This window comes from Streptomyces sp. ITFR-6, assembly GCF_031844725.1.
Lineage (GTDB): Bacteria > Actinomycetota > Actinomycetes > Streptomycetales > Streptomycetaceae > Streptomyces.
The window spans coordinates 230,657-243,058 of the sequence record NZ_CP134612.1 but is presented as its reverse complement, the minus strand read 5'-3'; the positions used below and the strand labels follow the sequence as shown (position 1 = coordinate 243,058).

Below are 12,402 nucleotides of genomic sequence, written 5' to 3'. Positions count from 1 at the left end.
CCCAGGACCTTCCGCAAGGAGTGCCGCATGCCAGCCGCAGCCCGTACCGGCGACCCCACCAGCCACGGTGGTGTGATCGCCACTCCGCCGCCCGGCGCCGCCGCCGCGGTGATGCGGGTGCTGATCGGTGGCCGTCCCGCCGCCGTCGTCGGCAGCCTCCACACCTGCCCGATCCCCCCGCACGCACTGCTGGGACCGGCCAACGTGATCCTGCCCGACCCGGCCGCGCTCGCCACGGGCACGGTACTGATCGGCGGGCTGCCGGCCGCGCGGGCGGGCGACCGCACGGCGTGTTCCGGGAACATCCTGACCGGTGCCCAGAACGTCCGCATCGGGGGCATGTGATGAGCGAGCGGTTCATCGGGCGCGGCTGGGCGTTCCCGCTGCGCGTCGGGCCGACCGGCGGGATCGCCATGGTCGAACGCGACCGGGAGATCGAGGAGGCGATCCGGCTGGTGCTCGGGACCGCGCCCGGCGAGCGCCCCATGCGTCCCGAATTCGGCTGCGGCATCCACGACTACGTCTTCGCCCCGGGCAACGGCGCCACCGCCGGCCGCATCGCGCAGCAGACCCGCGAGGCCCTCGAACGATGGGAGCCGCGCATCGCGGTGGACGACGTGGTGGTCGCCTTCGACGCCGTCGAGGACGGCACCCTCTACATCGACGTGCGCTACACCGTGCGTTCCACCAACGACCGGCGCAACCTGGTCTTTCCCTTCTACACGATCCCCTCCGAGGAGGAGACCGAGGATTCGGTCGCGGACTGATGGCTCTGGACTTCCCCAACCTGGACGACCGGCGGTTCCAGCAACTCGTCGACGAGGCGAAGCGGTACGTGCAGCAGCGCGCCCCGGAGTGGACCGACCACAACGTCTCCGACCCGGGCGTCACCCTGATCGAGACGTTCGCCTATCTCGTCGACCAGCTGCTGTACCGGCTGAACCGTGTCCCGGACAAGAACTACACAGCTTTCCTGGACCTGTTGGGCATCTGCCTGTTCCCGCCGGCCGCCGCCGGGGCCGACGTCGACTTCTGGCTCTCGGCCCCGCAGCCGGAGACGGTGACGCTGCCCGCCGGCACCGAGGTGACCACTGTGCGCGGCGAGACCGAGGAGGCCGTGGTGTTCACCACCACGGACGAACTCCACATCGCGCCCAGCGAGTTGGTGAAGCTCGTCACCTCGCCCCGGACCGGTGAGCAGAGCGACCGGACCAGGACGCTCGCCGAAGGGCTCGACGTGCCCTGCTTCCAGGCGACCCCGGAGCCGGGCGACGCGCTGCTGTTCGGCCTGCCGACGCCGGTGCCGCGCTGTGTGGTCGCGGTCCGCGTGGACAGCCGGGTGGAGGGCATCGGCGTGGACCCGCGCCAGCCGCCGCTGGTGTGGGAGGCGTGGGACGGCGGCGGCTGGCGCGTGTGCGAGACCGGCACGGACACCACCGGCGGACTGAACCGTCCCGGCGAGGTCATCCTCCACGTACCGGCCGGGCACACCGCGTCGGTGATCGGCGGGACCAGGGCCGGCTGGCTGCGCTGCCGCGTCACAGAGCCCGAACCGGGCCAGCCGTTCTACTCGGAGTCACCGACCGTGCGCGAGGCGGCGGTGTTCACCGTGGGCGGCACCATGTACGCCGAGCACGCGGAGACGGTGACCGACGTACTGCTCGGCACCTCGGAGGGGGTGGCGGGGCAGACGTTCCGGCTCGGCCGACCGCCGGTCCTCCTCGACGGCGAACCCCCGGTGGTGGAGGTGTCCTCCGCAGAGGGGTGGCGCCGCTGGGAGGTGGTCGAGCACTTCGGCCGCTCCGGCCCCGCCGACCAGCACGTCCGTGTGGACGCCACCACCGGCGAGTTCACCTTCCCCCCGGTGCTGCGCGAACCGGACGGCACGCTGCGCCAGTGCGGCGCCGTACCGCCCAAGGGCGCCCAGCTGCGGGTGGCCCGCTACCGCACCGGAGGCGGCCCGGCGGGCAACGTCGCACGCGGTGTGATCTCCGTACTGCGCAGTTCCGTGCCTTACGTGGCACGGGTCACGAACCGGGAGGCGGCGCGTGGCGGGGTCGCCGGTGAGACCGTCGCCAACGCGAAGCTCCGGGCACCGGACGTGCTGCGGATGCAGGAACGCGCGGTGACCGCGGAGGACTACGAGATCATCAGCCGCCGGGCGGCGCCCTCGGTGCGCCGGGTCCGCTGCATGCCCACCGGGGACGGTGCGGGCACGGTCAAGGTCCTGGTCGTACCGGACGCGGTGGCCGACGAGGGCGACCGGCTCCGGTTCGAGCAGCTGATCCCCTCGGACCAGGTGCTCCGGGCGATCACCGCGAGTCTCGACGAGCGACGGCTGATCGGCACCCGCCTGGTGGTGGAGCCGCCGGTCTACCAGGGCGTCACCGTCGTGGCCAGGCTCGCGGCGGCGCCGGGCGACACCGACCGGGTGCGCGAAGCGGCACTCGACGCGCTGTTCCGGCTCCTCAACCCGCTGCACGGCGGCCCGGACGGCACGGGGTGGCCGTTCGGGCGTCCGGTGCAGTACGGCGAGGTGTTCGGCGTGCTGCAACGCGCCACCGGCAACGCGCTGGTGGAGGAGATCCGGCTGTTCGCCGCAGACCCGACGACAGGGCGCCGGGGCGCGCCCGCAGACCGCATCGACGTGGCGGCCGGCGCGCTGGTCTTCTCGTACCAGCACCAGGTGGTCGTCACCGCCATCGAACCGGAGGTACGGGGATGAGCCGCGCGGCCGTACCCGGTCTGCCCAGCAGGCACCCGATCGGCGGACAACTCCCCGCCCTGTACGCCGACGACGACTTCGCGCAGCGCTTCACCGAGGGGCTCGACACCGTGCTCGCCCCGGTGTTCGCGACCCTCGACAACCTGCCCTCCTACTTCGACCCCCGGGTGGCCCCGGCCGATTTCCTGGCCTGGCTGGCGTCGTGGGTGGGGGCGGTCGACGATCCGCGCTGGCCCGTGGAGCTGCGCCGTGAGGCGGTGGTCCAGGCGGTGGAGCTGCACCGCTGGCGCGGCACCCGGCGCGGCCTGGTGGAGGGGCTGCGGCTCGGGCTCGGTGTGCACGCGGCGATCAGCGGGGACGGCGGTGCGGCGTGGTCACGCACCGCCGGTGCCGAACTGCCGCCGGAGCCTTCCGCCGAGATCCTGGTCCGGGTGTGGCCGGGCCGCGAGCCGGTGGTGGACGTGGACCGGGTCAACGAGATCATCCGGGCCATGTGCCCGGTGCACACCGTATGCCGGGTGGAGGTCCTGCCCGGCCCGCCCGCCGATGAAGGGAGGTGACGCCATGCGCGCGTGTCCCACCTGCGGGGCGTCCAACGGTTCAGCGGACGACTTCTGCGGCAACTGCGGCGCGTATCTGGGCTGGTCGGAAACCGAACCGGCCCCGGGCACGCCGCCCGCGAACACCCCGGCGCCGCAGGAGCCGCCGACCGTCCCGGCTCCTGCGGAACCCACCCCGGCGCAGACCACCGCCGCACCGAGCACCACTCCCCGCCAACCCGCACCGAGCACCACCCCGCCACCCCCCGCCACTCCCGCCGCACCCGCGCCGCCCGTGGTGAGCCCCGCCCCGGCCTCACCCGCCCCCGAGGCGTTGGCGCAGGACCCCGTGCTGCCCGTACTCCCCGCCAAACCGGTGGCCCCACGCCCCGTCGTACGGCCCGTGGCGGCGCCGGAAGAGGCGGCGGGGGTGCCCTGCCCGGCCTGCGGAACGCCCAACCTGCCGGGCCGCCGGTTCTGCCGGCGCTGCGCCGCTCCGCTGCACCCAGAGGCGAAACCCGCCCCGCTGCCGTGGTGGCGGACCGTGTGGCCGTTCCGCCGCCGGGCACGGGCGAGTTCGGGCCGGGTGGTACGGGGACTGGTCATCCTGGCCGTGCTGGTGGCCCTGTGCGCCGGCGGCTTCCTGCTGCTCCCGGCCGGCCGCGCCCTGATCGAGGACACCAAGGACAAGATGGGCAAGCCCAAGGCGGTGACCCCGGTCGCCATCGCCGCCAGCGCGGAGATTCCCCGGCACCCGGCGAAGAACACCACGGACGGGCTGAACAACCGCTACTGGGGCGCACCCGGGCCGAAGGCCTCGGTCACGTACACCTTCGGCAAGCCGTTCCGGCTGGTCGACCTGCTCATCACCAACGGGGCGTCCAAGTCGCCGGAGGAGTACGCCCGGCAGGGGCGCGCACTCCGGGTGGACCTGGAGGTGACGACGCAGGACGGCGACAAGCACACGAAGCAGGTCACCCTCAGCGACAAGCCGGGCTCGCAGACGGTGTCCACCGGGATCAGTGACGTGAAGACGGTGCGCCTGGTCCTGAGCTCGCCGGCCGGCCTGACCAAGGGCCGTCACCTGGCCCTGGCGGAGGTGGAGTTCTTCCAGCGGAGCTGAACCGGCGCCGGTTCAGCTCCGCCCCGTACGGACCGGCACCGGGGCATCGGCGCCCGTTCAGCCCGCGCCGAGTTGTTCCGCCAGATCGGTCAGGCCCTCGGCGTACAGATCGAACCGGTCGGAGACGGCGGGCGGATCACCGACGGGACGGGCGACATAGGCGGTGCGCAGGCCCAGCGCCTGCGCACCGCGCAGGTCCCACGCATGGGCGGCGACCATCAGTAGCCGCTCCGGCGCCCGGCCGGAGACGGTGACGGCCAGCCGGTAGACCTCGGGGTCCGGCTTGTAGGTACGGGCCTCCTCCGCGGACAGGGCCTGGTGCCAGCGCAGCCCCGCGTGGACGTTGAGCCCGAGCAGGGCCGTCCGGCTCGCGTTGGAGAGCCCGATCAGCGGGAACCGCCGAGCGAGCCGGGCAAGGGCCGACAGGGAATCGGGCCAGGGCGACAGACTGGTGGCCGACAGCGCCAGCGCCTCCACAGCGGCCGGATCGTCGAAACCGGCCGCGCCGGCGACGAGCCGGGCGGCCTCCCGGTCCAGGGCGTCACTGGGCAGATAGGGCCGGCCGCCGTCGAGGACGCGGCGCTGCTCGCGGTCGATGTGCCGCTGCCAGAGCGACAGCAGGCGCTCGATCCCGGCATCGTCCAGCGACGGGTCGAGCCGGCGTATGCCCGCGCGGATCCCGGCAGGTTCGTCGACGAGCGTGCCGAGCACGTCGAAGACGATGGCGTCGATCTCTGGCTCTGACATGAGGTGAGGTCTCCCGGACGAAGAAGGCCCGTACGAGCGGCTGTTGGACCGCTGGACTGTTGGTCGAACACGGCGGGAAGGCGCCTGATTCCCGGCGGGCCCGGCGCGGTCCGGGGTGTGCCGGGGCAGGACGCGGGTACCCGGGACGACGTCCGGACACGTACGGATCCGGCTACCTGCCGAATTGTTAAGGAGACCTCATGTCCTCCTCGATCGTCGAGACCGTCGACATCAAGGCCTCGGTGGCCATCAGCTGGGCCCTGTGGCGCGATGTGGAGCGGTGGCCCAGGTTCCTGAGCCATGTCCAGCGCGTCGACCCGCTGGACGAGCGCCGCTTCGCCTGGCAGCTGGCGCTGCCCGGGGCCGACAAGGTCTTCGTCGCCGAACTCACCGAAGTCGTCCCCGAGGAGCGGATCGCCTGGAAGACGACGGAGGGCGTCCACCACGCCGGCGTCGTCACCTTCCACCGGCTGGACGACACGTCGAGCCGGGTGGCTCTGCAGATCGAATACGATCCCCAGGGCTTCGTGGAGCACCTGGGAGCGTTCACCAACCTCGACTCGGTCCTGGCCAACTACGACCTGGGCGAGTTCCAGAAACTGGCCGAGCGGACCGCGGCGGGCGGCTTCTGAGGATCGGGGCCGGGCCGCGACCGGCCTGTACGCTGCCGACATGCAGCCGCCCGCCCCCTCCTCCCCGTCCGGTTCCGAGCGGCCCGGCCCCGCCTCGGACCCCGCCCGGCGCGGACTCCTGACGGAGCGCATCGCCCGTCAGCTGGAACACGACATCAGGTCCGGCGAGATCGCCGTCGGGACGAAACTCCCCTCGGAGCGCGAGCTCGCCGCCCAGTTCGGCTCCAGCAGGAACGTCGTGCGCGAGGTGCTGCGGCGGCTGGAGGCCCAGCACCTCATCGAAGTGGCCCCGGGGCGGGGATCCTTCGTCCGGGAGCAGTCCTCCGGGCAGGCCAGGGGGTACGACGCGCTGTACCGGGCGGGCCGCCCCACCGTCCGGCAGCTCATCGAGGCGCGGATCCCGCTGGAGGTGGAGATGGTCCGGCTGGCGGCCCGCCGCGCGACGGAGGAGGACCTCGCGGCCATGCGGTCCGCGCGGGACGCCCTGGAGGCGGCGGCCGACGTCGTCGTCAAGGCCCAGGCCGACATGGACTTCCACGACGCCATCGCGGTGGCGAGCAAGAACCCGGTCCTGCGGATCATGCTGGCCTCAATCAGCGGGATGATGTTCGAGATGATGCTCCGTTCGAACTCCGACCCGTCGATCGGTGAACCCGGGGTGCCGCACCACCCGGAGATCCTCGAAGCGGTCGAGGCGCGGGACGTGGACGCAGCCTGCGCGCGGATGCGGGAGCACCTGCTGCTCGGGCTGCGTACCTACGGGGCGGACCTCGACCTGCGGGTCGACACCATGGCACGCAACCACATCGAGACGCTGCTGGGGCAGGCCGAGGGCCGCCGCGACGGCAACAGAACCGGCACATAGCCTCCTCGCGGCTTTCCCGTCAGGGGCTGGCCGATACGCCCTTCCCGCTGTTACGGTCCCGTCTGAACCAACTGGTCCTACCAGTTGGACCACCAGCTCCGAGGCGGTGGACCCGGCATCCGGAAAGGGAACACACGCATGAAGATCGTCGACGCCAAGGTGGTCGTCACCAGCCCCGGCCGCAACTTCGTCACCCTGAAGCTGACGACCGACGAAGGACTCACCGGCCTCGGGGACGCCACCTTGAACGGCAGGGAACTCGCCGTCGTCAGCTACCTCACCGACCACATCGCGCCGCTGCTCATCGGCCTCGACCCGCACCGGATCGAGGACACCTGGCAGTCGCTGTACCGGGGCGCCTACTGGCGCCGGGGACCGGTGACGATGGCCGCCATCGCCGCCGTCGACGTGGCGCTGTGGGACATCAAGGCCAAGGCCGCGGGACTCCCGCTCTACCAGCTGCTGGGCGGGGCGAGCCGCGAACGCGTGCGCACCTACGGCCACGCCAACGGCCGCGACATCCCCGAACTGCTCGACTCCGTACGGGCCAGGCTCGCCGAGGGCTACCCCGCCATCCGTATCCAGTCCGGCATCCCAGGCCTCAAGGCCGTCTACGGAGTCTCCGACACCGACGAGAAGGGCGCGCGGGTCCTCCACCAGCAGGCTCGCCCCCTGGTGGAGGACTGGGACACCGAGGCGTACCTGCGCCACATGCCCGCGGTCTTCGAGGCGGTACGCGCCGAGTTCGGCCCCGCACTGCCGCTCCTGCACGACGCCCACCACCGCCTCACCCCGGTCCAGGCCGCCCGGCTCGGCAAGGACCTGGAGCCCTACCGGCCGTTCTGGCTGGAGGACTGCACGCCCGCGGAGAACCAGGAGGCGCTGCGCCTGGTGCGCCGCAACACCACCACGCCCCTGGCCATCGGGGAGGTCTTCAACACGGTGCACGACTACCAGGCACTGATCACCGAGCAGCTGATCGACTACGTGCGGTCCGCGGTCACCCACTTCGGCGGCGTCACACCACTGCGCAAGCTCCTCGACTTCGCCGCCCAGTACCAGATCAAGAGCGCCGTGCACGGACCGGAGGACATCTCCCCGGTCGGCATGGCCGCCGCCGTCCACCTCGACCTGGCCGTCCACAACTTCGGCATCCAGGAGTACTCCGGCCACACCCCTCTCACCCACGAGGTGTTCCGCCACGCCTACACCTTCACGGACGGATATCTGCAGCCGGGCGAGACCCCCGGCATCGGGGTCGAGCTGGACGAGGAGCTGGCGGCGGCCCACCCGTACGCCCAGGCGTATCTGCCGGTCAACCGCCTTCACGACGGGACCGTGCACGACTGGTGAACCCTGGGGCTTGGGGGGGATGTGGTCCCGCCGGGCGCCCCGGGCCTGCACAATTCGGGGTGTGATCGAAAAAGACCCGTACCTGTGGCTGGAAGACATCGAGAGCGAGGCCGCGCTCGCGTGGGTGGCCGAACGGAACGCCGAGACGGCGGCCGCACTGGCCACCGACGCGGGGTTCGCCGCCCTCAAGGAGAGCCTGCGGGAGGTGCTCGACGCCTCGGACCGCATCCCGTACACCGTCCGGCGCGGAGCGTACCTCTACAACTTCTGGCGGGACGCCGCGCATCCGCGCGGCCTGTGGCGGCGTACGACGCTGGAGCAGTACCGCAAGGACGCCCCCGAGTGGGAGGCCGTCCTCGACGTCGACGCACTCGCCGCCGTGGAGGGTGAGAAGTGGATGTGGGCCGGGGCGCGGGTCCGGCACCCCGAGTACGACCGGGCCCTGGTCTGCCTGTCGCGCGACGGCGGTGACGCCGTCGTGGTCCGGGAGTTCGACCTCACCACCCGGACCTTCGTCGAGGACGGCTTCCAGGTGGCGGAGGCGAAGACACGGATCGGGTGGATCGACGCCGACACCGTCTTCATCGGCACCGACTTCGGGCCGGGCTCCATGACCGACTCCGGCTATCCGCGTACGGTACGCAGATGGCGGCGCGGCACACCGGCCGAGGACGCCACCCCGGTGTTCGAGGGCCGGGCGCAGGACGTGTCGGCCGGGGGCTGGCACGACAGCACCCCCGGCTTCGAACGGGACTTCGTCTTCCGGTCGCTGGACTTCTACCACAGCGAGACGCACCTCCTGACCGCCGACGGCTCACTCACCAAGATCGAGGTGCCGGACGACGCCGACGCCTACGCCCACCGCGAGTACCTGGTCGTGAGCCTCAAATCCGACTGGCTCGGACACCCGGCGGGGTCCCTGCTCGCGTTCGGCTTCGACGCGTTCCTGGCGGGCGACCGGACCGCGGAAGTGCTGTTCACCCCGGACGAGCGGACGGCCCTGGCCGGGCACTCCTGGACCAGGCACCACCTGATCCTGGAGACGATGCGCGACATCAGCACCCGCATCGAGGTGCTCACCCCGGCACCCGGCGGCTGGTCCCGCAGCCCGCTCGCCGACGTTCCCCCGCTGTCCGCCGTCAGCGTCGTCGACACGGACCCGGACGTCTCCGACGAGTACTTCCTGGACGTGTCGGGCTTCCTGCAGCCGTCCATCCTGTACCACGGTGAGATCGGCGCCGGTTCGGAGATCCTCAAGCAGGCCCCGGCCCGCTTCGGCACGGCAGGGCTGGCGGCGGAGCAGTACTTCGCGGTCTCCGAGGACGGGACGCGGGTGCCGTACTTCGTGATCGGCCCCGACCGCTCGGCCCCCGGCGCCGCCCCGGGGCCCGCCCTGCTCTACGGATACGGAGGCTTCGAGGTCTCCCTCACCCCGTTCTACGGCGCGTCGACGGGCCGTGCGTGGCTGGAACGGGGCGGCACCTACGCGATCGCGAACATCCGGGGCGGCGGCGAGTACGGACCCGACTGGCACCGGGCCGCACTCGGCGCGAACCGTTCACGGGCCTTCGAGGACTTCGAGGCCGTCGCCGCGGACCTGGTCGCGCGGGGCATCACCACCCCGGCCATGCTGGGCGCGGCGGGAGGCAGCAACGGCGGACTGCTCATGGGCGCGATGCTCACCCGCAGCCCGCAGCTGTTCGGCGCGATCGTCGCCCAGGTACCGCTGCTGGACATGCTCCGCTTCCACGAACTGCTCGCCGGCGCGTCATGGGTCGCCGAGTACGGCGACCCGGACGACGAGGCCGACCGCCCCCACCTGCGCGCCCTCTCCCCGTACCACCGGCTGAGCGCGGACCCGGCCTACCCGCCGGTGCTCCTGACGACCTCGACCCGCGACGACCGCGTCCACCCCGGCCACGCCCGCAAGGCGGCGGCACGGCTGCGGGAACTCGGCCACCGCGTCCTGCTCCACGAGAACACCGGCGGTGGCCACGCGGGCGCAGGCGACAACGAGCAGGCCGCCCACAACAGCGCCCTGACGCACACCTTCCTGTGGCGGCACCTCACTCCACAGGAGCGGCCCGCCGCCGACTGACCGTACGGGCGTCGCTCAGCCCGGTGTCGGCACCTGGATGTCGTAGACGAGTGCGTACGTGATGTCCCGGGCCTGGCGCAGGTCGTAGCCCGTCGCGTCCAGGATCACCCTGAGCGCCCGCATCCGGTCGCCACCCAGCATGAACATGCGCGCGTCCACCTGCGCCTGGGCCGGAACCGGCAGGGCACGGGCTCGCCGTGGATCCACACCCCGCGGGATCTTCGGCAGCCCGCCCTCTGTCGTCCTCCTGCCCCCGAACACTTCGGTCCCCGCCCCTCACCCGTTCGAACAGTCCGTGGCGGACATCCTATGCTGACGGGCACTCAGCCGGCCCGGCTGCCCGGCACCGGTCAAGGGAGGTCGCTGCCGGGAGCGGCGCGGGCCAGGCCCGTCCGGTAGGCGATGACGACGAGCTGAGCCCGGTCGCGGGCCTCCAGCTTCGTCATGGCGCGCTGCACGTGGGCGCGGACGGTGAAGGGGCTGAGGAACATCCGGTCCGCGATCTCCTGGTTGGACAGGCCGGTCGCCACCAGGGCCACCATCTCGCGTTCGCGCGGGGTGAGCAGGGCGAGCTGTTCAGGGTGGCGGGGCTCGGGTTCGTCCGGTGTCGCCAGGAACCGGGCGACCAGGGAACGGGTCGCGGCGGGGGACAGGAGCGTGTCGCCGGCGGCGATCGTCCGCACGGCGTCCAGCAGGTCCTCGGCCCCGATGCCCTTGCCGATGAAGCCGCCGGCCCGCGCGCGCAGCGCCTGAGCGACGTACTCGTCGGTCTCGTACGTGGTGAGGACCAGGATGCGGCTGGCACGCAGCTCCGGGTCCGCGCAGATCTCCGAAGTGGCGGTGAGGCCGTCCATCCCGGGCATCCGGATGTCCATGACCACCACGTCCGGGCGCAGCTCCCGGGTGAGTCCCACCGCCTCCCTGCCGTCGGCGGCCTCGCCGCACACGGTGATGTCGTCGGCGCTGTCGAGCAGCAGCCGGAAGGCTTCGCGCAGCAGGGCCTGATCGTCGGCGAGCAGCACTCTGAGTGTCACGGCGTGTCCCCGGCCTTTCCGTCGTCCGTCGGTTCGCCGGCCGCCGCCCCGTCGGCCGGCCGGGTCCTGTCCCTCGCGGGCGGGACGGGGAGCTGGGCGCGGACGAGGAAGCCGCCCTCGGGGCGGCTGCCCGCGGAGAGGTGTCCCCCGACCGCCGTGGCACGTTCGCGCATCCCGATCAGACCGTAGCCGGGCGGCGGACGGCCCGGCGGATCCACCGGGCCGGTGGGGTTCGAGGCGCCGCGTGCACCGCCTCCGTCGTCGGTGACGGTGAGAGTGACACGTTCGCGGCTCCAGTCGAGGCGGACCCGGGCGCTGCCGGTCCCGGCATGCTTGGTCACGTTGGTCAGGGCCTCCTGGACGATGCGGAAGGCGGTGAGGTCCACCCCGGGAGGCAGCGGCCTGGCCGTGCCCTCCTGGTGCACCGACACCTCCAGGCCCGCGCGGCGGAAGGACTCCAGGAGGGTGGGCAGCCCGGACAGCCCCGGCGCCGGTTCCGCGGGCGCCGTCGCGTCCCCGGACTGGCGCAGCAGACCGACGGTGGCCCGTAGCTCGTCGAGCGCGTGGCCGGTGGTCTCGACGAGTTGCCCCAGGCCCTTGCGGGTCTGTTCCGGGCAAGTGTCGAAGAGGTGCGCGGCGACCGTGGCCTGCGCGTTGGCCAGGGTGATCTGGTGGGCCACGAGGTCGTGCAGTTCACGGGCGATGCGCACCCGCTCCTCCGCCACTCTGCGGCGCGCCTCGCTGTCCCGGCTCTTCTCGGCCCGCAGAGCCCGCTCCTCCACGGCCGCCAGATAGGCCCGTCGGTTCCGCACCGAGTTGCCGAGCACGCCGGCCACCAGGACGAACGCCGCCACCGACGTCATCCTGCTCGCGTCCTGCTAGGAGAGGCCCCCGGACAAGGGGGTGGAGGCGGCCAGCAGCACCAGTGAGGCGAGTGCCACCGCGCCCACCGCGCGCCGTTCGGTGCGCGCGGTGAGCGAGTAGGAGTAGGCGGTGATCACGGCGGGGGCCACGATCGGCGGGCTCAGCAGGAGTCCCAGGAGCGGGACCAGTACGCCGCTCGCGGTCGTGGCCGCCAGCGCCGCCAGGGGCGCCCGGTGACGCGCTGTCAGCGCGGCACAGGAGACCACGGCGATGACGTAGGCGGTGGCGGGCGGCGCCGAGAAGGTGTCGTCGACCCGTGCCACGCCACCGAGCAGACAGAGCACGAACGCCGTCGCCGTGACCGCGCCCTCCCGCCACCACGTGCTTCGCGGTCGCGGACCCGCGCCACCCGTGCCCGTCAT

At 72.5% G+C, this 12,402-nt stretch carries 12 protein-coding genes and 1 pseudogene; 9 read left to right on the top strand and 4 right to left on the bottom strand.

Going from position 1 to position 12,402, the window contains the following annotated elements; all coding sequences use genetic code 11:
- Positions 1 to 27: 27 nt before the first annotated feature.
- The 5 genes from RLT59_RS00920 to RLT59_RS00900 are packed head-to-tail and all read left to right on the top strand — an operon-like array spanning position 28 to position 4,387.
- Complete coding sequence (locus RLT59_RS00920) at positions 28 to 345, top strand: PAAR domain-containing protein (protein ID WP_311301568.1); 318 nt, start codon at positions 28 to 30, stop codon at positions 343 to 345.
- Positions 345 to 767, top strand: coding sequence for a gp25 family contractile injection system sheath assembly initiator (locus RLT59_RS00915; RefSeq protein WP_073733935.1), 423 nt, complete (start codon positions 345 to 347; stop codon positions 765 to 767). The genes RLT59_RS00920 and RLT59_RS00915 overlap by 1 nt, the downstream gene beginning before the upstream one ends.
- Positions 767 to 2,725, top strand: a complete 1,959-nt coding sequence (locus RLT59_RS00910) for a putative baseplate assembly protein (protein ID WP_311301567.1) — start codon at positions 767 to 769, stop codon at positions 2,723 to 2,725. The genes RLT59_RS00915 and RLT59_RS00910 overlap by 1 nt, the downstream gene beginning before the upstream one ends.
- Complete coding sequence (locus RLT59_RS00905; RefSeq protein ID WP_311301566.1) at positions 2,722 to 3,285, top strand: phage tail protein; 564 nt, start codon at positions 2,722 to 2,724, stop codon at positions 3,283 to 3,285. The genes RLT59_RS00910 and RLT59_RS00905 overlap by 4 nt, the downstream gene beginning before the upstream one ends.
- Before the next feature lie 4 nt (positions 3,286 to 3,289).
- Positions 3,290 to 4,387 carry an NADase-type glycan-binding domain-containing protein gene (locus RLT59_RS00900; RefSeq protein ID WP_311301565.1) on the top strand — a complete coding sequence of 366 codons (1,098 nt, stop codon included), beginning with the start codon at positions 3,290 to 3,292 and terminating at the stop codon, positions 4,385 to 4,387.
- 57 nt (positions 4,388 to 4,444) lie between these two features.
- Here RLT59_RS00900 and RLT59_RS00895 read toward each other — a convergent pair whose 3' ends face one another.
- A complete protein-coding gene (locus tag RLT59_RS00895; RefSeq protein WP_311301564.1) occupies positions 4,445 to 5,134 on the bottom strand; it encodes a haloacid dehalogenase type II in 690 nt (229 codons plus the stop codon).
- Between the two features lie 200 nt (positions 5,135 to 5,334).
- Between RLT59_RS00895 and RLT59_RS00890 the strand changes: the two genes are divergently transcribed.
- The 4 genes from RLT59_RS00890 to RLT59_RS00875 all read left to right on the top strand — a co-directional run bounded on the left by RLT59_RS00890 (position 5,335) and on the right by RLT59_RS00875 (position 10,082).
- Entirely contained in the window at positions 5,335 to 5,766 is a 432-nt protein-coding gene (locus tag RLT59_RS00890) for an SRPBCC family protein (RefSeq protein WP_311301563.1), read from the top strand.
- 40 nt (positions 5,767 to 5,806) lie between these two features.
- Positions 5,807 to 6,631, top strand: a complete 825-nt coding sequence (locus RLT59_RS00885; RefSeq protein WP_311301562.1) for a FadR/GntR family transcriptional regulator — start codon at positions 5,807 to 5,809, stop codon at positions 6,629 to 6,631.
- A 138-nt stretch (positions 6,632 to 6,769) separates the two neighbouring features.
- Positions 6,770 to 7,984 carry a D-mannonate dehydratase ManD gene (gene manD / locus RLT59_RS00880; RefSeq protein ID WP_311301561.1) on the top strand — a complete coding sequence of 405 codons (1,215 nt, stop codon included), beginning with the start codon at positions 6,770 to 6,772 and terminating at the stop codon, positions 7,982 to 7,984.
- A gap of 19 nt (positions 7,985 to 8,003) precedes the next feature.
- On the top strand, positions 8,004 to 10,082 hold the full coding sequence (locus tag RLT59_RS00875; RefSeq protein WP_399124592.1) for a prolyl oligopeptidase family serine peptidase: 2,079 nt from the start codon (positions 8,004 to 8,006) through the stop codon (positions 10,080 to 10,082).
- A gap of 15 nt (positions 10,083 to 10,097) precedes the next feature.
- On the opposite strand, the gene RLT59_RS00870 is transcribed toward RLT59_RS00875, so the two are convergent.
- The 3 genes and pseudogenes from RLT59_RS00870 to RLT59_RS00860 all read right to left on the bottom strand — a co-directional run bounded on the left by RLT59_RS00870 (position 10,098) and on the right by RLT59_RS00860 (position 12,402).
- Positions 10,098 to 10,229 carry a hypothetical protein gene (locus RLT59_RS00870; protein ID WP_311301560.1) on the bottom strand — a complete coding sequence of 44 codons (132 nt, stop codon included), beginning with the start codon at positions 10,227 to 10,229 and terminating at the stop codon, positions 10,098 to 10,100.
- Positions 10,230 to 10,432: 203 nt separating this feature from the next.
- Complete coding sequence (locus RLT59_RS00865) at positions 10,433 to 11,116, bottom strand: response regulator transcription factor (RefSeq protein WP_311301559.1); 684 nt, start codon at positions 11,114 to 11,116, stop codon at positions 10,433 to 10,435.
- Positions 11,113 to 12,402 (bottom strand): annotated as a pseudogene (locus RLT59_RS00860) (sensor histidine kinase). Before RLT59_RS00860 ends, RLT59_RS00865 begins: the two are co-directional and overlap by 4 nt.

What these genes read in the sequence shown, in the direction of transcription:
- manD (WP_311301561.1), top strand. Translation starts at nt 6,770, where the DNA reads ATGAAGATCGTCGACGCCAAGGTGGTCGTCACCAGCCCCGGCCGCAAC.
- RLT59_RS00900 (WP_311301565.1), top strand. Translation starts at nt 3,290, where the DNA reads ATGCGCGCGTGTCCCACCTGCGGGGCGTCCAACGGTTCAGCGGACGAC.
- RLT59_RS00895 (WP_311301564.1), bottom strand. Translation starts at nt 5,134, where the DNA reads ATGTCAGAGCCAGAGATCGACGCCATCGTCTTCGACGTGCTCGGCACG.
- RLT59_RS00890 (WP_311301563.1), top strand. Translation starts at nt 5,335, where the DNA reads ATGTCCTCCTCGATCGTCGAGACCGTCGACATCAAGGCCTCGGTGGCC.
- RLT59_RS00905 (WP_311301566.1), top strand. Translation starts at nt 2,722, where the DNA reads ATGAGCCGCGCGGCCGTACCCGGTCTGCCCAGCAGGCACCCGATCGGC.
- RLT59_RS00870 (WP_311301560.1), bottom strand. Translation starts at nt 10,229, where the DNA reads ATGTTCATGCTGGGTGGCGACCGGATGCGGGCGCTCAGGGTGATCCTG.
- RLT59_RS00920 (WP_311301568.1), top strand. Translation starts at nt 28, where the DNA reads ATGCCAGCCGCAGCCCGTACCGGCGACCCCACCAGCCACGGTGGTGTG.
- RLT59_RS00875 (WP_399124592.1), top strand. Translation starts at nt 8,004, where the DNA reads ATGTGGTCCCGCCGGGCGCCCCGGGCCTGCACAATTCGGGGTGTGATC.
- RLT59_RS00910 (WP_311301567.1), top strand. Translation starts at nt 767, where the DNA reads ATGGCTCTGGACTTCCCCAACCTGGACGACCGGCGGTTCCAGCAACTC.
- RLT59_RS00885 (WP_311301562.1), top strand. Translation starts at nt 5,807, where the DNA reads ATGCAGCCGCCCGCCCCCTCCTCCCCGTCCGGTTCCGAGCGGCCCGGC.
- RLT59_RS00915 (WP_073733935.1), top strand. Translation starts at nt 345, where the DNA reads ATGAGCGAGCGGTTCATCGGGCGCGGCTGGGCGTTCCCGCTGCGCGTC.